Here is a 20,870-nt window from a genome sequence, read left to right on the forward strand (position 1 = left end):
TCCTCTCCGTGGTGTTCACCAGGCGCCCTTCCGGACCAGATGGCGGCGGAGCTTCCCGGTCGGGGTGCGCGGCAGCGACGGCACGAAGCTGACGCTGCGGGGGACCTTGAACGCGGCGAGGCTCTCGCGCGCCAGGCCGAGCAACTCCTCGGCCAGACCGTCCCGGACGGGCGGGGCGGGGACCACGAACGCCCGCAGCCGGCTCGCGCCGCGCCCGTCCGCGACGGCCGCGACCACCACCTCCCGCACCGCCGGATGGCCGCGCAGCACGGCCTCCACCTCCAACGGGGAGACGGTGATGCCGCCCACCATCTCCATGTCGTCGGTGCGGCCCAGGTGCCGGTAGGTGCCGTCCGGTTCGCGGCAGGCCCGGTCCCTCGTGGCCAGCCAGCCGCCCACGAGGGTCCGGGCGGTCTCCTCGGGCCGGTTGAGGTAGCCGGGCGTCACCGTCGGCCCGCGCACCCACATCTCGCCCTCGTCGCCGTCCGGCACCGGGAGGCCGTCACGGTCGCGCAGCTCCACCTCGAAACCGGGGACGGGCGGGCCGACGGTGCCCGGGTGGTTGTGGGCGAAGCCGTTGGCGCAGAACGCGTGCCCGGCCTCGGTGGAGCCGATCTGCTCCAGTACCGGCGCGCCCAGCAGCGTGGTCACCTGCCGCGCCAGCCCCTCCGGCAGCCCCTCGCCGGCCGACACCGCGGCCCGCACCGAGGCGAAGCAGCCCTCGTGCCCGTGCCCCCGCTCGGCGACGAGCGCGGCGTACGCGGACGGCACGGAGTACAGCAGCGTCACCCGGTGCCGGGCCACGAGTTCGTCGATCGTGGCCGGGCCGGGCCGCCGGTCCACCAGGACGGCGGACGAGCCGGAGAACAGCGGGAAGACGAACGCGTTGCCGAACCCGTAGGCGAAGAACAGCTTCGACACCGACAGGGTGACGTCCTCGGCGGTGACCCGCAGCACCCGCCGCCCGACCAGGTCGTGGTACGTCCGTGGATCGCCGTGCGTGTGCACGACGCCCTTGGGGCGGCCGGTGGTGCCGGACGTGTACTGCACGTAGAGCGGGCTGTGCGCGTCGACCTGGTGGGCGGGGGCGGGTCCGGCGGCGGGGGCGAGGGCCATCAGCTGGTCGGCGCCCAGCCCCGCCCGGCCGCTGAACCGCGCCTCCAGGCCGGGCCCCGTCACACACAGCGCGGGGTCGGCGTCCGCGGCCAGGAACGCGTGGTCGGCGGCGGGCAGTTCGGGGTTGACCAGGACCGCGACGGCACCGAGGCGGGCGGTGGCGAGGAACGCCGTGACCCAGGCGAGGGAGTCCGGCAGCGCCAGCAGCACGCGGTCGCCGGGGCGCACGCCGTGCCCGGCCAGCACGGTGGCGGCGCGGGCGGCGAGGTCGTGCACCTCGCCGTGGGTCCAGGCGCGATGCCCCTGGTGGAAGGCGGTCCGCCCCGTCCAGCCGCGCCGCTCGGCGAGCTCCGCGAGGTGTGCCGCGAGATTGCCGGGCGCCCCGGTCGCGGCCGGGTCCAGGGTGACCTGCGGACTGGTCATCGCCGGACCTCCCCGGCCGCCCGGGCCGTCTGCACCGGCGGGCCCTGCTGCCGCATCCGGTCGGCCGTGTGCCGGTGCAGGGCCCGCATCGGGGCCGCCGTCTTCAGCAGCATCTCGTCGTACTCCGCGTCCGGATCGGAGTCGAGCACGATCGCGCCGCCCGCGCCCAGATGCATCTCGCCGTCGGCGAAGACCGCGGTCCGGATCACGATGCCGAGGTCCGCGCCGCCACCGCAGCCGAAGTAGCCGAGGGCGCCGGAGTAGACGCCGCGGGCCTCGGTCTCCAGCGAGTCGATGATCTCCAGCGTGCGCAGCTTCGGCGCGCCGGTCATCGACCCGCCCGGGAAGCAGGCCCGCACGCAGTCCACCGCGTCCGTGCCGGGCCGCAGCCTGCCCTTCACGGTCGACACCAGTTGGTGCACGGTCGCGTACGTCTCCGTCGCCATCAGCTTGGAGACCCGCACGGTCCCGGTCCGGCAGACCTGCCCCAGGTCGTTGCGCAGCAGGTCCACGATCATCAGGTTCTCGGCCCGGGTCTTGGCGTCCGACGCGAGCGCGTCCCGCAGCCGGGCGTCCTCCTCCGGCCCGTCGCCCCGGGGTGCGGTGCCCTTGATGGGCCTGGCCTCGACGGTGCCGTCCCGGCCGATCCGCAGGAAGCGCTCCGGCGAGGAACCGGCCACCTCCAGCTCCCCGAACCTCAGGAACGCCGCGTAGGGGGCCGGGTTGTCGCGGCGCAGCGTCCGGTAGAACTCCAGCGCGTCGGGCGGAGCGGGTAACCGGGCGGCGTTCGTCAGGCACACCTCGTAGCTGGTGCCGGACCGCAGCGCCCGCCGGCACGCCTCGATGTCGGCGAGGTACGTCGCCCGGTCGCGCACCAGCCACGGCTCGGCGGCACCGGGGTCGGCCGGGGCCGGCGAGCCGGGCACCGGGGGGTGCCGGTCCGTGGCCACGCAGGAGAGGTCGGCGAGCGCGCCCTCCAGCCAGTCGGCGGCTTCCCGGGCGGCCTGCGGGGTGTCCTCCGCGAGGCACACCGCGTAGGTGAAGCCCTCCTCGTGGTCCACCGCGATCACCCGGTCGGCGAACAGCCAGGCGGCGTCCGGGGCGGGGGAGCGGTGCCGGTTGGACGACCCGCAGTCGGCCTTCATCTCGTAGCCGAAGTAGCCGACGTATCCGCCGGTGAAGTCGAACGGCAGCCCGGTCGCGTCCACCCGGCGGTGGCCCAACTGCCGCTTCAGGTAGTCGAACACGCTCGCCCGGACCCGCCGCAGGGGCCGCCCGGCCCGCTCGATCTCACATCGCCCGGCGTCGACGTCGTACCGCACGAACTCGGCGAGCGGCCCCTGATCGTCCCCGAGGAACGAGAACCGCGACCGCCCCGGCTCCACCAGCGAACTGTCCAGCCAGAACGCCCGCGCCGACCCCGCGAACATCCGGCGGAACACCGCCTCGGTGTCCACGGCCCCGGTGACCCGCCGCGTATGCAGCCGGTACCCGACCCGCCCGGGGCGACGGGGACGGGGGATGACGGGAACGGTCACGTCGACAAGGACGGACGAGCCTTCTCCGGGGGTGACCCCTTGCCCACCCTCGACGGGTGTCCCCGGCCCCGCGACGGGGATGCCCCGGGTCGGTGAAGTGCCTGCGCCGGTCGGGCTGGTGCCGCCGTGCGCCGGTACGGATGCGGCGTCCTCGAGGGCGTACGTCCCCTGTTCGGCGGCCGGGCCGTTCTCGGCCGACGGGGTGGTCGCGCCGGCCGGGCCTGCGCTGACGGGCGTCGGGGCGGAGGGAACGCCCTCGGCGTGCGCCCCCTGCCTCGCGGTCGGGACGGCTGCTCCGGGCGTCGGGTCGGCCTCGACGGGTGTGTCGTGACCCGCGGCCCGGATGACCCCGGTCGTAGGCATGCCCTCGCCTGTCGGGCCTGCGCGGCCAGGCGCCAGGGCGGATCTGGCGCCCTCGGCGGTTGCGTCCTGCCGCGTGACCGGGACGCTCCGGGTCGGTGAAGTGCCTGCGCCGTTCGGGGCGACGCCGCCGCTGTGCGCAGGTGCAGCCGGGGCACCCTCGGCGTGCCTCTCCGGCGCTGCGGCCGGGATGCCCCGGGCCGGTGAAGTGCCCGCGCCGGTCGTGCCGGTGTCGCCGGGCTTCGGGGCACCCTCGGCGTGCCTCTCCGGCGCTGCGGCCGGGATGTCCCGGGTCGGTGAAGTGCCTGCGCCGGTCGTGCCGGTGTCGCCGGGCTTCGGGGCACCCTCGGCGTGCCTCTCCGGCGCTGCGGCCGGGATGTCCCGGGTCGGTGAAGTGCCCGCGCCGGTCGTGCCGGTGTCGCCGGGCTTCGGGGCGCCCCCGGCGTGCCTCTCCGGCGCTGCGGCCGGGATGTCCCGGGCCGGTGAAGGGGCCGCCCCGCCGGACGCCGGGACCGCCGTCTCGCTCGACGCGACGGTTTCGCCCGACACGACCGCCCCAGCCCCGCCGCGCGGGTTCGCGGCGCCCTGGCTGACCGCAGCGACCTGGAAGACAGCCGCAGCCACGGGCCGACGAAGGTCCCAGGCGCCGAAAACACCCCCCGTCGGACGCCGGATCCCCGTCTCGCACTCCGGCACCACCGCCCGGCGCCGAACCGCCGGAGGCATCGGTACCGCCGTGTTCTTCGTGCGCAGCTTGCCCGCCCGCTCGGCGGTGAGGTTGCGGAAGTTGACGAGCATGCGGTGCCCGTACTCCGTGAGGACCGACTCGGGATGGAACTGCACCCCCCACAGCGGCCGGCTGCGGTGCCGCAGTCCCATCAGGACGCCGTCCTCCGCCCAGGCCGTGGCCTCCAGCGTCTCCGGCAGCGGCTCGCGCACGGCCAGCGAGTGGTAGCGGACGGCCGTGAAGTGCTGCGGCAGGCCGTGGAACAGGTCCCGTCCGTCATGCCGGATCGTGGACAGATGCCCGTGCCGCGGCTCAGGAGCGGGGCCCACCAGCCCGGCCTCCCCGAGCGCGATGCCCTGATGCCCCAGACACACACCGAGCACGGGAACCGGGGAGGTCGCGAGCAGCCTGCTGCCGATGCCGAAGTCACGCGCCACGCCCGGATGCCCGGGGCCCGGGGAGACGACGAGGTTGTCGAACGCCCGGAGATCGGGAAGACCGTCGACGGACGCGTCGTTCCGGACCACCACCGGCTCCTCGCCGTTGACCTCGGCGATCAGCTGGAACAGGTTGTACGTGTACGAGTCGTAATTGTCGATGAGCAGGGTCTTCACCCGCCCACCTCCCTCTGTTCGTTCGCGGGCCTATGCGGCCCGGCGTTTGTGCCGCCCGCGCAGTGCCTGGAGCGACGGGTACAGCCATTTCCTGAAGAAACGCTGGAGCCGAGGCATGAGAATCCAGGTGACGAGGGCCGTCACACACAGACACAACAACAGCGTGCGAAACAGTGCGTTGAGGTCACCGAGATAGGGAAGCACCGTCACATTGAAGAGGAGCACCGGCGGAAAAACCGCGCTCATATTCACGAACCACAGTTTCCATTTCGACGGCGGAGCCGGCGGCGCGGGCGTCAGCGTCTGCGCGTCGAACCAGGCCCGGGCGCCCGGTACCCGCCGGCGCTCCGCCTCCCGGGCGACCCCGTCCAGTCGGGCGTCCCACTGTCCCCGGGAGGACGATTTCTCCCAGGCCAGGGCCGAACCCTCGCTGGCGAAGCGATAGACGACATGCCATTCCGCCCCTCCGTCGACAAGTACCCCACCCCCAAGAAACCCCGGCTGTCGCGCGGTCGCGCCCAGCATGGCCCACCCCCAGGAGTGGAAGTCGGCCGAACGGCCCGGCGTCACGTGATAGGCCACGGTGACCGTGACGGGATTACTGGTCACGCCGTCCCTTACGGAAAGCGCTCACCTCGCGTTCAAGATTCAACAAACATTTTCCGGTTGCCCGCAAGGCAGCCGCAACTCAGGTGCGAGTTTGTCCGGAAGGTGAAGAATTCAGGCAGCCGGGAAAGCACTGCCACTCACCGCGGCGCGACGGTCCCCTCCTCCCCCTCCTCCGCCTCCACCGGCGCCTCCCCGAACCGCGACAGCGCCAGCGCCCCCGCCACCGCCACCGCGAACCCGAGGATCGCCAGCCACCCCAGCCCCGGTCGCGTCCGGTCCCCGAGCCACACCACACCGATCAGCGCGGGCGCGACCGTCTCCCCGAGCACCAGCCCGGCCGTCGCCGTGGTCACCGACCCGCGCTGCAGGGCCGAGGTCAGCAGCAGGAACGCCGCCCCGCCACCGAGCAGCAGCGCGTACGTCGCCGGATTGGGGAACAGCTCACCGGGCGAGAACCCGTCGATGAGCCGCACCGACACCTCCACCACCCCGAACCCCAGCCCCGCCCCGAGCCCGAGCGTCAGAGCCCGTCCCCGCTCCGGCAGCCGCCCGGCCGCCGCCCCGAGCAGCAGCACCCCGGCCGCCGCCCCGAGCATCGCCCACTTCAGCCACGCCGGCCCCTCCTCGTCGCCCTCCGCCCCGGCCGCCAGCCCGAGCAGCGCGAGCCCGGCACACACCACCGCCACCGCCGCCCACTCGACGCGGCTCAGCCGCACCTTGAGCAGCCGCGCCGCGACCACGGCCGTCACCGCCAGGCTCGCGGCCAGCGCCGCCCCCACGGCGTAGATCGGCACCGACCGCAGCGCGAGGATCTGCAGCACGAAACCGAGCCCGTCCAGCGTGAGCCCGGCCAGATACCGCCACTGCCGCAGCGCCCGCCACAGCAGCGCCAGGTCCCCGCCCGGCCCGGTCGCCGCCGCCGAGCGCGCGGCGATCGCCTGCAACACCGTCGCCGTACCGAAACAGACCGCCGCACCGAGGGCACACACCATTCCAAAGATCACAAATCGACAGTAGGGGAGCGGCCGTGGACGGGGGGCCATGCACGCCCGTTCACACCGATCTCTAGGCTGACCGTCTGTCAGTGCACAACGGGGCCAGAGGGGGAGACACGCACATGGCTGAAACACGGCGAAGGCTGCGCTCGAGCACGGTGGTGCTGGGCGGCATGGGCGTCCTCGCGGCGGCCCTGTCCGCCTGCGGCTCCGACCCGGACCGCCGCTGCGTGGACCGGGACAGCTACGACTACATCAACGGCTACAAGATCGTCGCCGACAAGAACTGCTCGTCCGGCACGTCCTCCTCCGGCAAGGGCCGCAAGAAGACCGGCAAGACCAGGGTCGCCGACGCCGACTGGTACTACGACGCCGACGTCAGCGGCGGCTACGCCGAGGACGGCACCTTCAGCCGCAGCGAGGCCGTCGACCGGGGCGGCTTCGGCTGCTCCGGCTCCGGCAGCGGCGGCGGCTGAGAGCGGACGCAGCCATGGAACGCCGGACCGCCGAGCCCCGCCCCGGATGGCAGCAGACCGTCGAGGAACAGGGCCTGATCTACCCCCTGACCCGCTACCCCGACGACTCCCTGCGCCCCTACTGGGACGAGAGCGCGCACTACGTCTTCGACCTGGAGGAGATCGAGGCCCTCGAAGAGGTGGTCGAGGACCTCCACCGCATGTGCCTGGCGGCGGCCGGCCACATCGTCACCGAGGACCGCTTCGCCGACCTGGGCATCACCGACCCCCGCGTCGCCCGCGCGGTCGCCGAGGCCTGGCATCGCCGCGCCGAACTGCCCTCCGTCTACGGCCGCTTCGACCTCCGCTACGACGGCACCGGCCCGGCCAAGCTCCTGGAGTACAACGCCGACACCCCCACCTCCCTGGTCGAGGCCGCGTCCCCGCAGTGGTTCTGGATGGAGGACCGCTTCCCCGGCGCCGACCAGTGGAACTCCCTCCACGAACGCCTCATCGACGCCTGGAAGAAGCAGGCCGCCCTCCTCCCGCCGGGCAGCCCCCTCTACTTCGCGTACTCCTCGGCGGACGAACTCGGCGAGGACATGATGACGGTCGCCTACCTCAAGGAGACCGCCGAACAGGCCGGTCTGGCCACCGACTGGATCGCCATGGAGGAGATCGGCTGGGACCGCCTCTCCGGCCGCTTCGTCGACAACCGCCTCCGCTTCATCCGCAGCATCTTCAAGCTCTACCCCTGGGAATGGCTCACCACCGACCGCTTCGCCGACCACGTCCTGGACACCCTCGACAACGGCGGCGGCACGGGCTCCACCCTGTGGATAGAACCGGCCTGGAAGATGCTCCTCAGCAACAAGGCGCTCCTGGCGATCCTCTGGGAGCTGTACCCGGACCACCCGAACCTCCTGCCTGCGTACCTGGACGGCCCTCGCGACCTGTCCACCACGGGCTGGGTGGCCAAGCCCCTCCTGGGCCGCGAGGGCGCGGGCGTCACCGTCCACGACCCCGGATCCACCCCCACCGTCCGCGACGAGCCCTGCTGCTACCAGCAGCTCGCCCCCCTGCCCGACTTCGACGGCAACCGGGTGGTCCTGGGCGCGTGGGTGGTGGAGGACGAGTCGGCGGGCCTGGGCATCAGAGAGTCGTCAGGCCTGATCACGGACGAGTACGCCCGCTTCCTTCCCCACGTGATCCTCTAGCCGATCTGCTCTTCTTGGCGGGCGCGGGAAACTGCGCGACAAGGCACGAACCACCCGCACTCGGCGATGGAGAGCAACCCGGTAGGCTGACCGTGGGCCGTGACTGGCGCGCTGGGATGGGACGAACCATCGGGGAGCGGCCCGAGCAGACAGAGCCGTGCGCCTGGGCCGTACCGTGAACGCTGAACGCAACGTCCGGAGGTCCACACATGTCAGCCGAGCCCCTCTCCCCCGCTTCCACCGCCTACCGCGCCGCCCTCGACGTGATCCGCGCCGTCGAACCCCGCGTGGCGGACGCCATCGGCCAGGAGGTCGCCGACCAGCGCGAGATGCTCAAGCTGATCGCCTCCGAGAACTACGCCTCCCCGGCCACCCTCCTGACCATGGGCAACTGGTTCAGCGACAAGTACGCCGAGGGCACCATCGGCCGCCGCTTCTACGCCGGCTGCCGCAACGTCGACACCGTCGAGTCCCTCGCCGCCGAGCACGCCAAGGAGCTGTTCGGCGCCCGCCACGCCTACGTCCAGCCGCACTCCGGCATCGACGCCAACCTCGTCGCCTTCTGGTCGGTCCTCGCCCAGCGTGTCGAGGTCCCCGCCCTGGAGAAGGCCGGCGTCCGCCAGGTCAACGACCTCTCCGAGGCCGACTGGGCCGAGCTGCGCCGCGCCTTCGGCAACCAGCGCATGCTCGGCATGTCCCTGGACGCCGGCGGCCACCTCACCCACGGCTTCCGCCCGAACATCTCCGGCAAGATGTTCGACCAGCGCTCCTACGGCACGGACCCGGCCACGGGCCTCATCGACTACGAGGCGCTGCGCACCTCCGCCCGCGAGTTCAAGCCGCTGATCATCGTCGCGGGCTATTCGGCCTACCCCCGTCTGGTGAACTTCCGGATCATGCGGGAGATCGCCGACGAGGTCGGCGCGACGCTCATGGTCGACATGGCGCACTTCGCCGGCCTGGTCGCGGGCAAGGTCCTCACCGGCGACTTCGACCCGGTCCCGCACGCCCAGATCGTGACGACGACCACCCACAAGTCGCTGCGCGGCCCGCGCGGCGGCATGGTCCTGTGCGACGACTCGCTGAAGGACCAGGTCGACCGCGGCTGCCCGATGGTCCTCGGCGGCCCGCTCCCGCACGTCATGGCCGCCAAGGCCGTGGCCCTCGCCGAGGCCCGCCAGGAGTCCTTCCGCGACTACGCCCAGCGCATCGTCGACAACTCCCGCGCGCTGGCCGAGGGCCTGATGCGCCGCGGCGCGACCCTGGTGACGGGCGGCACGGACAACCACCTGAACCTGATCGACGTCGCCTCCTCCTACGGCCTCACCGGCCGCCAGGCCGAGGCGGCCCTGCTCGACTCGGGCATCGTCACCAACCGCAACGCCATCCCCGCCGACCCGAACGGCGCCTGGTACACCTCCGGCATCCGCATCGGCACCCCTGCCCTGACCACCCGTGGCCTGGGCACCGCCGAGATGGACGAGGTCGCCGGTCTCATCGACCGCGTGCTCACCACCGCGGAGCCGGGCACGACCAAGTCGGGCGCCCCCTCCAAGGCGTCCCACGTCCTCGACGCGAAGGTGGCGGACGAGATCTCCCAGCGCGCCACCGACCTCGTGGCCGGTTTCCCGCTCTACCCGGAGATCGACCTGGGCTGACGCCCGCGGCCCGTCACTCGTCCAGGGCCTGAGCCGACGCGCACGGCCCGTCACTCGTCCAGGTCGATCAGCACCTGACGCGGCTCCTCACGCGGCGGTCCGGCTTCCCGCCGGGCCGCCGCGCGGCGTATCAGCAGCGTGCCGCCCGCACCGGCCGCCAGCCCCAGCGCCCCCGCCGTGACCGCCCACCGGACGTCCCCCCGCACCGGACCGTCCGGGTCCGCGGCGGCGGCCGGGCTCGCGACGGGTCCGCCCTCCGCGTCACCGAGCAGCCGGGCCAGGTCGAACCGCTCGAAGACGGACCGCGGCGCCCGGTGCCAGCGGATGTCGTCGTCCTCCACGGTGGGGCTGGGATCCGAGCGCACCCAGGGCGTGCCGTCCTCGGCCACCAGCAGCTGGTCCTGCCGCTCGACGGCCACGTCCCCGCCCGGCGGCCGGTTCGTGCTCGGCCATCCGCCGACCCCGGACAGCCCCCAGAGCACCGTGAGCCGCACCCGCGGGAAGTCCCCCTCCGCCCAGTCCTCCGGCACCCGCTCCGTCTCCGTGTGCGTGGGCTGCAGCAACTGCCACAGCCGGGCGAAGTCGCGCTGCCCCGAGCGCACGGACGCGGTCCGCCCCGTCCCGCCCGCGACGACCATCGCCACGTCGGGAACGTCCCGCCCCCGCGCCGGTACGGCAGCGGCGGTCGAGACCGTCGCACCCCCGGCCAGGACGGCCGCCACCGCCACTACCGGCACCCACCGCACCATTCGTCCCCGCAACCCAGCCGAACCCGCCCGGCCCCGGGGTCTCCCCGCTCCGCCTCGTGCCCGCAATCGGTCCCCCTCCGTGTCGGGCCCCGCTCCACGACGGCCCCACAACGGCCACAACGGCCCCACCTGAGCCCGCCCGGGGGGAGCTCCTCCCGTGCCTCACCCTTGTTACACCGCCGGGGCCGGACAGGAGCCCGTCTGTTTCCGGCCGGTTCCGGATCGGCCCCCGGGACCTGAGAGAATGGTGAGCATGGCCTCTGACCGACCTCGCGTGCTCTCCGGGATCCAGCCCACCGCCGGCTCGTTCCACCTCGGCAACTACCTCGGCGCCGTCCGCCAGTGGGTGGCCCTGCAGGAGACTCACGACGCGTTCTACATGGTCGTCGACCTGCACGCGATCACCATCCCGCAGGACCCGGCGGACCTGCGCGCGAACACCCGCCTGGCCGCTGCCCAGCTCCTCGCGGCGGGTCTCGACCCGGACCGCTGCACGCTCTTCGTGCAGAGCCACGTCCCCGAGCACGCCCAGCTCGCCTGGATCATGAACTGCCTCACCGGCTTCGGCGAGGCCGGCCGGATGACCCAGTTCAAGGACAAGTCCGCCAAGCAGGGCGCCGAGCGCGCCTCGGTCGGCCTGTTCACGTACCCGATCCTCCAGGTCGCGGACATCCTGCTCTACCAGGCCCACGAGGTCCCGGTCGGCGAGGACCAGCGCCAGCACATCGAGCTCACCCGTGACCTCGCCACGCGCTTCAACGGCCGCTTCGGCGAGACCTTCACCCTCCCGAAGCCGTACATCCTCAAGGAGACGGCGAAGATCTACGACCTCCAGGACCCGTCGATCAAGATGAGCAAGTCGGCGTCCACTCCGAAGGGCCTCATCAATCTCCTCGACGAGCCGAAGGCCACGGCCAAGAAGGTCAAGAGCGCCGTCACCGACACCGACACGGTGATCCGCTACGACGCCGAGAACAAGCCGGGCGTCAGCAACCTCCTGACGATCTACTCGACCCTCACCGGCGAGAGCATCGGCGAGCTGGAGGAGAAGTACACCGGCAAGATGTACGGCGCGCTCAAGACGGACCTCGCCGAGGTCATGGTCGACTTCGTGACGCCGTTCCGGGAGCGCACCCAGCAGTACCTGGACGACCCCGAGACGCTCGACTCGATCCTCGCCAAGGGCGCCGAGAAGGCCCGCGCCGTCGCCGCGGAGACCCTCGCGCAGGCGTACGACAAGGTCGGCTTCCTGCCCGCCAAGCACTGAACGCCACCCCCGCGCACAGCCGTACCACCGAACAGCGCTGTACATCACTCCGGTTGCGCCTGCCCGTAACCCGGTCGTGGCCGTACAGTCGATAACCGGGTGGTCGTATCAGCGGCCACACTGACACGACAGGAGACGACGTGGGGACCGTAACGATCGGTGTCTCGATCGCGGTCCCGGAGCCTCACGGCAGCGAGCTCCAGCAGCTGCGCGCGGGCTTCGGCGACGCCGCTGCTCACGGCATCCCCACGCACGTCACCCTGCTGCCGCCGACCGAGGTCGACGAGGCCTCCCTGCCGGCCGTCGAGGCGCATCTGGCCGAGGTCGCCGCGGCCGGCCGCGCGTTCCTCATGCGGCTGTCCGGCACCGGCACCTTCCGGCCCGTGTCGCCGGTGGTGTTCGTCCGGGTCGCCGCGGGCGCGGAGGCCTGCTCCCGGCTCCAGCAGCAGGTCCGCGACCCCGCCGGTCCCGCCGTACGGGAACTGCAGTTCCCGTACCACCCGCATGTCACCGTGGCGCACGGCATCGACGACGCGGCCATGGACCGCGCCTTCGAGGAACTCGCCGGCTACGAGGCCGAGTGGCCCTGCACGGGCTTCGCCCTCTACGAGCAGGGCGCCGACGGCGTCTGGCGCAAGCTCCGGGAGTTCCCCTTCGGCGGCTCGGTTGTCCCCCCGCAGGCCGGGCGGGTGGAGCGCGGCTCCGTCCCCATCCGCTGACCCGCTCGCGAGGTCAGACCGGCAGCCGCCGAAACACCGCGCGCGGCAGGTGCCGCAGCGCCGCCATCACCACGCGCAGCGTCCCCGGCACCCACACCGTCTCCGTGCGGCGCCGCAGCCCCAGCTCCACGGCCGTCGCCACCGCCTCGGGCGTGGTCGCGAGCGGCGCCTCGGGCAGACCGGCGGTCATCCGCGTCCGGACGAAGCCGGGGCGGACGACCATGACGTGCACGCCCGTGCCGTGCAGCGCGTCGCCCAGGCCCTGCGCGAAGGCGTCGAGACCGGCTTTGCTGGAGCCGTAGATGAAGTTCGCCCGGCGGGCCCGCTCGCCCGCGACGGAGGACATCACGACCAGCGAGCCGTGCCCCTGGGACTGGAGCGAACGGGCGCACACCAGCCCTGCCGAGACCGCGCCGGTGTAGTTGGTCTGCGCGACCCGCACCGCCGCCTCCGGCTCCCGCTCGTCGCGGGCCTGGTCGCCGAGCAGCCCGAAGGCGAGCAGCACCATGTCGACGTCGCCCTCGGCGAAGACCTTGCCGAGCACGGCCTCGTGGGAGGCCGGGTCGAGCGCGTCGAAGGCGACGGTGTGCACGTCGGCCCCGAGCCCGCGCAGCTGCCCGGCGGCCTCCTCCAGGGCGGGGGAGGGGCGGCCCGCCAGCCAGACCGTGCGGGTGCGGCGGGCGATCAGCCGGCGGGCGGTCGCCAGCGCGATCTCGGACGTACCGCCGAGGACGAGCAGGGACTGGGGGAGGCCGAAGGCGTCCTTCATGACAGCAGCTCCTAGAGGTTGCTCAGAGACTGAGGCGGCGGGCCAGGTCGGACACGAACACCCCGCGCGGGTCCAGTCGGGCGCGCAGGTCACGGAAGTCGTCGAGGCGCGGGTACATGGCCGCGAGCAGCTCCGGGCGCAGCCGGGCGTCCTTGGCGAGGTAGACGCGCCCGCCCGCGGCGGCGACCTCCTCGTCGAGTTCGTCGAGGAACGCGCCGAGGCCGGGCAGCCCCGCCGGGATGTCCAGCGCCAGCGTCCAGCCCGGCACGGGGAAGGACAGCCAGCCCGGGTCGGACTCCCCGAAGCGCTTGAGGACGGCCAGGAAGGACGGGCAGCGGCGTTCGGAGATGCGGCGCACGATGCGGCGCAGGGCGTCCTCGCGGCCGTAGCCGACGACGAACTGGTACTGCACGAAGCCGCCGCGGCCGTAGACGCGGTTCCAGTGGGGCACGCCGTCCAGGGGGTGGAAGAACGGGGAGATCCGCTGGAGGCGGCCGGTCCGGGCGCGGGGGGCCTTGCGGTACCAGAGCTCGTTGAACAGGCCCACGGTCGTCCGGCTGAGCAGGCCCTCGGGGAGCATCTCGGGGGTGGCCGGGAGGCGGGGGGTGCGGAAGGCGAGCGGGTCCCGGCGCAGGCGGGCGGGCAGCGCGTCCAGCGGGGCGTGGTCGCCGCGGGTGAGGACGGCGCGGCCGGTGGCGGCGCCCCGGGCCAGCAGGTCGATCCAGGCGACCGAGTAGCGGTAGCGGTGGTCGGTGGCCGCGAGCCGGGCCATCAGGTCGTCGAGGTCCGTCGCCCGCTCGGTGTCGACCGACATCAGCGAGGTCTCGACCGGCTGGAGCCGGATCGTCGCGGTGAGGATCACACCGGTCAGGCCCATGCCGCCGGCCGTCGCGTCGAAGAGCGGCGTGCCGGGGATCACCGTGCGGATCTCGCCGTCGGCGGTGAGCAGTTCGAGGGCGAGGACATGCCGTGCGAAGGAGCCCGAGACGTGGTGGTTCTTGCCGTGGATGTCGGCCCCGATCGCCCCGCCGACGGTGACGTAGCGGGTGCCGGGGGTGACCGGCACGAACCAGCCGAGGGGCAGCAGCACCTCCATCAGCCGGTGCAGCGAGACGCCCGCGTCGCACAGCACGGTGCCGCCGTCGGCGTCGATCGCGTGCACCCGGTCCAGGGCCGTCATGTCGAGCACGGACCCGCCCGCGTTCTGCGCCGCGTCCCCGTACGCCCGCCCCAGGCCCCGGGGGATCCCGCCGCGGGCCCCGCAGTCCCGGACGGCTGCCGCGGCCTCCTCGTACGACCGGGGGCGGATCAACCAGGCGGCGGTGGGGGCGGTGCGGCCCCAGCCCGTGACGGTGGTGTGGTCCAGGCCCATGACGTCCGGGTCGGAATCGGTGTCGGCAGACATGTGCGTGACCGTATCGCCCTACTGTGGGCGATCAGTTCGGGAACATGGCATCTCTCCCCGAAATGGGTGATTAATGGGATGTCGCTCAATATTGCCGGAGTTCAGGCCTGATGGGCGTGAACAGTGAGTCCACATGGACGACCTCGACGACCTGCACGACATGGACCACCGGATCGTTTCGGCGCTCAGGGAGTGCGGCACCGACCCGCGCGTGGCAGGCGCCGCGCGTGCCCTGTCCTGGGCGGGGGAGCACGCGGCGCTGTGGCTGGCGGCGGGGCTCGCCGGAGCCGCCGTCGACGGCAGGCGGCGCGGCGCCTGGCTGCGCGGCACCGCACTGACCGTGGGGGCGCACCTGGTCAGCATGGGGGTGAAGCGGGTCGTGCGCCGGCCGCGCCCGGCGCACGTCGTGCCCCTGGTGCGCACCGCAGGCCGGCACTCCTTCCCCAGCTCGCACGCCACCTCAGCGGCGGCGGCCACCGTCGCCTTCGGCGCCCTGGGCGCACACGCGGTCCCGCCGCTCGCCGGCCTCGTGTGCGTCTCACGCCTGGTCGCCGGCGTCCACTTCCCCACCGACGTCGCCGCCGGCGCGGCCCTCGGCGCCCTCACGGCCCGGCTCGGCGCCCGCTGGATGTGGGGAGGCATCCACCATGACTGAGACGGCCGTCCTGCGGCAGCGCACCCACGAGGAGCGGTCCGCACCACCCCGCAAGGGGGGTCTCCTGGCCGGTCTCCTCAGGACCGCGCGCCCCAAGCAGTGGGTCAAGAACGTCCTCGTGGTCGCCGCCCCGGCCGCCGCCGGCGAGCTGTTCTCCCGGCACGCCCTGGCCCAACTCGCCCTCGTCTTCGCCCTCTTCACCGCCTGCGCCGCCGCCGTCTACCTCGTCAACGACGCCCGCGACGCCGACGCCGACCGCGCCCACCCCGTCAAGCGGCACCGCCCCGTCGCCGCCGGGCAGGTCCCCGTACCCGTCGCCTACGCCGTCGGCGGCTGCCTCGGCGTCCTCGCGCCCGCCGCCGCGGCCTGGCTGTGCGGGCCCGTCGTCGCCGCCCTGCTGACCGCCTACCTCGCCATGCAACTGGCCTACTGCGTCAGCCTCAAGCACGTCCTCGTCGTCGACCTCGCCATCGTCACGACCGGCTTTCTGATGCGGGCCATGATCGGCGGACTCGCCCTCGGCATCCCGCTGTCCCGCTGGTTCCTGATCACCACCGGCTTCGGCGCGCTGTTCATGGTGTCGGCCAAGCGCTACTCGGAAGCCGTCCAGATGGCCGGAAATGCGGGCGCCACACGGGCGTTGCTCACCGAGTACACCACCGGCTACCTCCGCTTCGTCTGGCAGCTCGCGGCCGGTGTCGCCGTCCTCGGCTACTGCCTGTGGGCCATGGAGGAGGGCGGCGTCCCGCACACCAGCGTCCTGCCCTGGCGCCAACTGTCCATGGTCGCCTTCATCCTGGCGATCCTCAGATACGCCGTCTTCGCCGATCGCGGCACGGCCGGCGAGCCCGAGGACGTCGTCCTGCGCGACCGCGCCCTCGCCCTCATCGGCGTGGTCTGGATGGCGATGTACGGCCTGGCCGTGGCGAATTGGTGACCACGCGCGCGTGGCGCGGCCCGAGGCCCCTCGGGCGGGCGGCGCCGACTCCGTCGAACCCCGGCCTCCCGTGCCGCCGGGAACTGATCGGCTTCGCCACCGTCGGGCTCCTCGCCTACGCCGTCGACCTGGCCCTGTTCACCGGCCTGCGCGGCCCCGCCGGACTCGACCCGCTCACCGCCAAGTCCCTGTCCTTCCTGGCCGCCTGCACCGTCGCCTACGCGGGCAACGCCCTCGGCACCTACCGGACCGCGCGCGCACCGGGCCTGCGCCCCTACGCCGTGTTCTTCGCGGTGAACCTCGCCGGAGCGGCCGTACAGCTGCTCTGCCTGGCCGTCAGCCACTACGGCCTCGGCCTCACCTCGCAGCGCGCGGACACCGTCTCCGGCGCGGTCGTCGGTATGGCGCTGGCCACAGTCCTGCGGTTCTGGGGTACCCGTACATGGGTGTTCCGGGCGGAGGGCAGAGTCGGATCATGGACTGGCTGAAAAGGCTCCCGGTGATCGGGCCGTGGTCGGAGCGGCTGATGATCACCCACGCGTGGCGGTCGTACGAGCGGCTCGACCGCGTGAAGTGGCCGCGGCTGGCCGCCGCGATGACCTTCAGGAGTTTCGTCGCGCTGTTCCCGCTGCTGACGGTGTCCGCCACCATCGCCGCCGCCACGCTCAGCAAGGAACGGGAGGAGAAGCTGCGGGACAAGCTCGCCGAGCAGGTCCCCGGCATCTCCGACCAGCTGGACATCGCCGGCCTGGTGGACAACGCCGGCACGATCGGCCTCATCGCCGGTGCGCTGCTGCTCTTCACCGGCATCAGCTGGGCCGGCTCGATGCGCGAGTGCCTGCGCGCCGTGTGGGAACTGCCCGACGAGGAGGAGAACCCGCTCCTGCGCTACGCCAAGGACGCCGGCGTCCTGGTCGGCCTCGGCGGCGCGCTCCTCGTCACCATCGCCGCCTCAGCCGTCGCCTCCGCGATGATCGGCTGGGTCACCCGGCAGCTCGGCATCGACGAGGGCGGCTGGGGCGGGGTCCTGCTGCACATCGTCGCGTTGCTGATCGCCGTCCTCGCGAACTTCCTGCTCCTGCTCTACGTCCTCACCCTGCTGCCCGGCGTCGAGCCGACGCGCCACCGCCTGTTCGTCGCGGCGCTGACCGGCGCGATCGGCTTCGAACTGCTGAAGCTGCTGCTCAGCGGCTATCTGCAGGGCGTGGCCGCGAAGAGCATGTACGGCGCGTTCGGGGTGCCCGTCGCGCTGTTGCTGTGGATCAACTTCACCTCGAAGCTGGTGCTGTTCTGCGCCGCCTGGACGGCGACGCAGAGCAAGGAGGACGAAGTCCCCGAGATCACGGGCGAGTGCGGCGGCGCACCAGATCCGGCAGCGGCCAACGGCGGTTGACCAGGAACGCGCCGCCCGCGAGCAGCACCAGCACCCCGCCCGTGATGCCGAGCGCGGTCCAGATGCCGCTGGAGCCGTCCGCGGCCGGGGCGCCGGCCACCGACTTCGAACCGGTCCCGGCCGTGCCGCTGCCGCCGTCCCCGGATCCGCCCGCCTCGCCCGAGGGGTTCGCGCCGGGCTTCGCCTGTGCCGCGCCCTTGGGCGGCACCAGCTCACCCACCGGCTGCACCTTCCCGGCCGCCTTGAAGCCCCAGTCGAACAGCCGGGCCGTCTCCTTGTAGACCTCGTTGTGCTCGGGCTTCTCCGGGTTCATCACCGTCACCAGCAGCACCTTGCCGCCGCGCTCGGCGACGCCGGTGAAGGTGGCGCCCGCGTTGGTGGTGTTGCCGTTCTTGACGCCCGCGATGCCCTGGTAGACGGGCACGTCGGAGTCACCGGCGAGCAGCCGGTTGGTGTTCTGGATCTCGAAGGACTCGCGGGTCTTCTTGCCCTTCTTGCCCTTCTTGGTCTGCCCGGGGAACTTGGCGCGGACCGTCGAGGCGTACTCGCGGAAGTCCTTCTTCTGCATCCCGGAGCGGGCGAACAGCGTCAGGTCGTACGCCGAGGAGACCTGCCCCTCGGCGTCGTAGCCGTCCGGGCTGACGACGTGCGTGTCGAGGGCCTGGAGCTCCTCGGCGTGCTCGTTCATCGCCTTGACGGTGTTCTCGACGCCCCCGTTCATGGCGGACAGCACGTGCACGGCGTCGTTCCCGGAGCGCAGGAAGACGCCCAGCCACAGGTCGTGGACCGTGTACGTCTCCTCCTCCTTTATCCCGACCATGCTGGAGCCCGCGCCGATTCCGGCCAGGTCCGCGGGCACGACCTTGTGCTTGGAGTCGCTCGGGAACTTCGGCAGCAGCGTGTCGGCGAACAGCATCTTCAGCGTGCTCGCGGGGGCGAGGCGCCAGTGCGCGTTGTGCGCGGCCAGCACGTCACCGGACTCCGCGTCGGCGACGATCCAGGAGCGGGCGCTCACGTCCTTCGGCAGCACCGGTACGCCGCTCGCCAGGTTCACCTGCGTCCCCGGCCTGCCGAGCCGGGCACCGCCCACGCTCGACATCGACGCCGGGGGAGTGGCCGAGGGGCTCGCACTCGCCGACGGGCTGTCCGAGGGCTTCGGGGCGGCGACGGCGACGGGCGCGGCCAGGGCGAGGGACGACAGGACGGCGGAGGTGACCAGCAGGGATCGCCTGGCGGTCTTCTTCGGAGCGGGCACGGTCGGAAACGTACATGCCGTACGCAGGGAAGTCCCGCCTTCGGCCCCACCCCGGGAACGGAACCGGACACGGGCTGGCGATACTGGGTGCATGAAGCTCAGCCGCCCCGTCTCCTGGTTCCTGCTCGCCTTCGGGGTGTGGAGCTGGGTCATCTGGATCACTTTCGTCAAGAACCTCGTCAAGGACAGCAGCGGACTCGCCTTCGACGACGGTGATCCCACGGCCTACTTCTGGGTGCACCTGCTGCTCGCCGTCGTTTCCTTCGTATTGGGGACGGCCGTCGGGGCCATCGGGTTGCGTGGTCTGCGCGCACTGCGCCGGACGTCATAGCGGCGATCGGGAGAAACGGCACCGTGGTCATCGTTTTCGTACTCGTCGCCGTACTGGTCCTGGCCGTCGTCGTGACGGCCAACTGGTACGTGTGGCGCCGGCTGTTCCGCGACACGACCCGCGGCCCGGGCCCCGTCCGCCGCGCGGGCGCGGTCCTGATCGCCGGCGGCTGGGTCCTGGCGATCGCGGCCCTGGTCGCCGAGCGCTCCGGTGCCCCCTTCTGGCTCCAGCAGGTCCTCGCCTGGCCGGGCTTCCTGTGGCTGGCCCTGTCGATATACCTGCTGCTGGCGGTGCTGGCCGGCGAGATCGTCCGCCCGCTCCTGCGCCGCTTCCTGGAACACCGGGCGAGACGAACGGGCCAGGCCTCACGGCCCGCCCCGGCGGGTCCCGAGGGCGCGCCGACCACGGCCCCCGACGCCCCCGCGACAGGCCCCCAGGGCCAGGGCAGCGCCCTCGCCGCGCCGCAGGCGAACGGCAGCGGTGCGGACCCCGTCTCCGCCGGCGCCTCGCAGCCCAACGGCGGTGGTGGCTCGGCTTCCACCACGACCGCCGTGCCCGCGGCCGGCTCGCGTGCGGGCGGCGGCGGAGCGACCGCTTCCGCGGCGGCGCCCGCGACCGCTTCGCAGCCCGAAGCCGGAGTCGGCGCGCCCACGGCCGAGACCGCCGCGCCGCAGGCGAACGGCAGCGGTGCGGCCCCCGCGCCCGAGACCGCGACCGGCGATGCCGATGGAGCGCCCGCCTCCGCCATCGCCCCGGACGCCCCGCCCGAGAGCTCCCCGGAGTCCCCTGCCACCGCGAACCCGACCGGCACCGCCACCCCTGCCGGCCCCACCCGCCGTCTCTTCGTCTCCCGGGTCGTCGCCGGGGCCGCCGCGGCCGCCGCCGTCGGGACCGTGGGGTACGGGACGTACGGCGTGCTGCGCGGGCCGAAGGTCAAGCGGGTCACCGTGCCGCTGGCCAAGCTGCCGCGCGCCGCGCACGGGTACCGGATCGCCGTGGTCAGCGACGTGCACCTCGGCCCGGTCCTGGGACGCGGCTTCGCGCAGAAGGTCGTCGACACGATCAACGCGACCCAGCCCGACCTGATCGCGGTCGTCGGCGACCTGGTCGACGGCAGTGTGAAGGACCTCGGCCCCGCGGCCGCCCCGCTCGCCCAGCTGAGGGCCCGTCACGGCTCGTACTTCGTCACCGGCAACCACGAGTACTTCTCCGGCGCCGAGCAGTGGGTCGAGGAGGTCCGCCGTCTGGGCATCAACCCCCTGGAGAACGCCCGCAGGGAGATGCCGTACTTCGACCTGGCCGGAGTCAACGACGTCGCCGGCGAGGACGAGGGCCAGGGCCCGGACTTCGCGAAGGCGCTCGGCGACCGCGACACCGCACGCGCGTGCGTGCTGCTCGCCCACCAGCCCGTCCAGATCCACGACGCCGTCGAGCACGGCGTCGACCTCCAGCTCTCCGGCCACACCCACGGCGGCCAGCTCTGGCCGGGCAACCTCATCGCCTCCGGCGCCAACCCCACCCTCGCGGGCCTGGACCGCTACGGCGACACCCAGCTCTACGTCTCGCGCGGCGCCGGCGCCTGGGGCCCGCCCACCCGCGTGGGCGCACCCTCGGACATCACCGTCATCGAACTCGCGTCGAAGCAGGCCTGACGGCGAGCACGCCCTGTGAGAACGCT

The 20,870-nt window shown here is 73.0% G+C and carries 19 protein-coding genes and 1 riboswitch; of the genes, 11 read left to right on the top strand and 8 right to left on the bottom strand.

All coding sequences use genetic code 11. The annotated features are described in order from the left end of the window. Positions 1–15: 15 nt before the first annotated feature. The 4 genes from IE153_RS22540 to IE153_RS22560 form a co-directional block, all read right to left on the bottom strand. A complete protein-coding gene (locus IE153_RS22540; RefSeq protein WP_189591640.1) occupies positions 16–1,539 on the bottom strand; it encodes an AMP-binding protein in 1,524 nt (507 codons plus the stop codon). After that, on the bottom strand, positions 1,536–4,778 hold the full coding sequence (gene pabB / locus IE153_RS41725; protein ID WP_229829117.1) for an aminodeoxychorismate synthase component I: 3,243 nt from the start codon (positions 4,776–4,778) through the stop codon (positions 1,536–1,538). Before pabB ends, IE153_RS22540 begins: the two co-directional genes overlap by 4 nt. A 30-nt stretch (positions 4,779–4,808) precedes the next feature. Continuing rightward, entirely contained in the window at positions 4,809–5,387 is a 579-nt protein-coding gene (locus tag IE153_RS22555) for an antibiotic biosynthesis monooxygenase (protein ID WP_189591641.1), read from the bottom strand. A 137-nt stretch (positions 5,388–5,524) separates the two neighbouring features. Further along, entirely contained in the window at positions 5,525–6,379 is an 855-nt protein-coding gene (locus tag IE153_RS22560; protein WP_189591754.1) for a DMT family protein, read from the bottom strand. A 125-nt stretch (positions 6,380–6,504) separates the two neighbouring features. Between IE153_RS22560 and IE153_RS22565 the strand changes: the two genes are divergently transcribed. From IE153_RS22565 to IE153_RS22575, 3 genes are all read left to right on the top strand, one after another. Then, positions 6,505–6,858, top strand: coding sequence for a hypothetical protein (locus IE153_RS22565; RefSeq protein ID WP_031107119.1), 354 nt, complete (start codon positions 6,505–6,507; stop codon positions 6,856–6,858). Positions 6,859–6,872: 14 nt separating this feature from the next. Next, positions 6,873–8,054: a glutathionylspermidine synthase family protein gene (locus IE153_RS22570; protein WP_189591642.1), complete on the top strand. Its 1,182-nt coding sequence runs from the start codon at positions 6,873–6,875 to the stop codon at positions 8,052–8,054. Positions 8,055–8,143: 89 nt separating this feature from the next. Beyond that, positions 8,144–8,230: riboswitch (ZMP/ZTP riboswitch) on the top strand. Positions 8,231–8,263: 33 nt separating this feature from the next. Continuing rightward, on the top strand, positions 8,264–9,712 hold the full coding sequence (locus IE153_RS22575; RefSeq protein ID WP_189591643.1) for a glycine hydroxymethyltransferase: 1,449 nt from the start codon (positions 8,264–8,266) through the stop codon (positions 9,710–9,712). A gap of 50 nt (positions 9,713–9,762) precedes the next feature. Here the strand turns inward: IE153_RS22575 and IE153_RS22580 are convergent, their stop codons facing one another. Continuing rightward, positions 9,763–10,458 carry a hypothetical protein gene (locus IE153_RS22580; protein WP_435811937.1) on the bottom strand — a complete coding sequence of 232 codons (696 nt, stop codon included), beginning with the start codon at positions 10,456–10,458 and terminating at the stop codon, positions 9,763–9,765. 256 nt (positions 10,459–10,714) lie between these two features. On the opposite strand from IE153_RS22580, the gene trpS reads away from it, so the two are divergent. Together trpS and IE153_RS22590 are read left to right on the top strand one after the other, a co-directional pair. Further along, a complete protein-coding gene (gene trpS, locus IE153_RS22585; RefSeq protein ID WP_189591645.1) occupies positions 10,715–11,728 on the top strand; it encodes a tryptophan--tRNA ligase in 1,014 nt (337 codons plus the stop codon). 140 nt (positions 11,729–11,868) lie between these two features. Further along, positions 11,869–12,447: a 2'-5' RNA ligase family protein gene (locus IE153_RS22590; protein ID WP_189591646.1), complete on the top strand. Its 579-nt coding sequence runs from the start codon at positions 11,869–11,871 to the stop codon at positions 12,445–12,447. A 13-nt stretch (positions 12,448–12,460) separates the two neighbouring features. On the opposite strand, the gene dprE2 is transcribed toward IE153_RS22590, so the two are convergent. Together dprE2 and dprE1 are read right to left on the bottom strand one after the other, a co-directional pair. Then, positions 12,461–13,216: a decaprenylphospho-beta-D-erythro-pentofuranosid-2-ulose 2-reductase gene (dprE2, locus tag IE153_RS22595; protein WP_097219499.1), complete on the bottom strand. Its 756-nt coding sequence runs from the start codon at positions 13,214–13,216 to the stop codon at positions 12,461–12,463. 22 nt (positions 13,217–13,238) lie between these two features. After that, entirely contained in the window at positions 13,239–14,621 is a 1,383-nt protein-coding gene (dprE1, locus tag IE153_RS22600; protein WP_189591647.1) for a decaprenylphosphoryl-beta-D-ribose oxidase, read from the bottom strand. Between the two features lie 133 nt (positions 14,622–14,754). On the opposite strand from dprE1, the gene IE153_RS22605 reads away from it, so the two are divergent. The 4 genes from IE153_RS22605 (at position 14,755) to IE153_RS22620 (ending at position 17,606) form a co-directional block, all read left to right on the top strand. Continuing rightward, a complete protein-coding gene (locus IE153_RS22605) occupies positions 14,755–15,276 on the top strand; it encodes a phosphatase PAP2 family protein (RefSeq protein ID WP_189591648.1) in 522 nt (173 codons plus the stop codon). Then, positions 15,269–16,213, top strand: a complete 945-nt coding sequence (locus IE153_RS22610; RefSeq protein ID WP_189591649.1) for a decaprenyl-phosphate phosphoribosyltransferase — start codon at positions 15,269–15,271, stop codon at positions 16,211–16,213. Before IE153_RS22605 ends, IE153_RS22610 begins: the two co-directional genes overlap by 8 nt. Before the next feature lie 83 nt (positions 16,214–16,296). Beyond that, positions 16,297–16,701 carry a GtrA family protein gene (locus IE153_RS22615; RefSeq protein WP_189591755.1) on the top strand — a complete coding sequence of 135 codons (405 nt, stop codon included), beginning with the start codon at positions 16,297–16,299 and terminating at the stop codon, positions 16,699–16,701. Further along, a complete protein-coding gene (locus IE153_RS22620; RefSeq protein WP_189591650.1) occupies positions 16,689–17,606 on the top strand; it encodes a YihY/virulence factor BrkB family protein in 918 nt (305 codons plus the stop codon). Before IE153_RS22615 ends, IE153_RS22620 begins: the two co-directional genes overlap by 13 nt. Here the strand turns inward: IE153_RS22620 and IE153_RS22625 are convergent. After that, complete coding sequence (locus tag IE153_RS22625) at positions 17,554–18,861, bottom strand: D-alanyl-D-alanine carboxypeptidase family protein (RefSeq protein WP_356232490.1); 1,308 nt, start codon at positions 18,859–18,861, stop codon at positions 17,554–17,556. The genes IE153_RS22620 and IE153_RS22625 overlap by 53 nt on opposite strands. 91 nt (positions 18,862–18,952) lie before the next feature. Here IE153_RS22625 and IE153_RS22630 point away from each other — a divergent pair, with 91 nt between their 5' ends. Beyond that, positions 18,953–19,192 (top strand): SCO4848 family membrane protein, encoded by a 240-nt coding sequence (locus tag IE153_RS22630; protein WP_185012490.1) that lies wholly within the window; start codon positions 18,953–18,955, stop codon positions 19,190–19,192. A gap of 23 nt (positions 19,193–19,215) precedes the next feature. Beyond that, positions 19,216–20,844, top strand: a complete 1,629-nt coding sequence (locus IE153_RS22635; RefSeq protein ID WP_189591652.1) for a metallophosphoesterase — start codon at positions 19,216–19,218, stop codon at positions 20,842–20,844. The last annotated feature ends 26 nt before the right edge of the window (positions 20,845–20,870 follow it).

Origin of the sequence: Streptomyces massasporeus (assembly GCF_014648995.1) — a bacterium.
GTDB classification, from domain to species: Bacteria; Actinomycetota; Actinomycetes; order Streptomycetales; family Streptomycetaceae; genus Streptomyces; species Streptomyces massasporeus.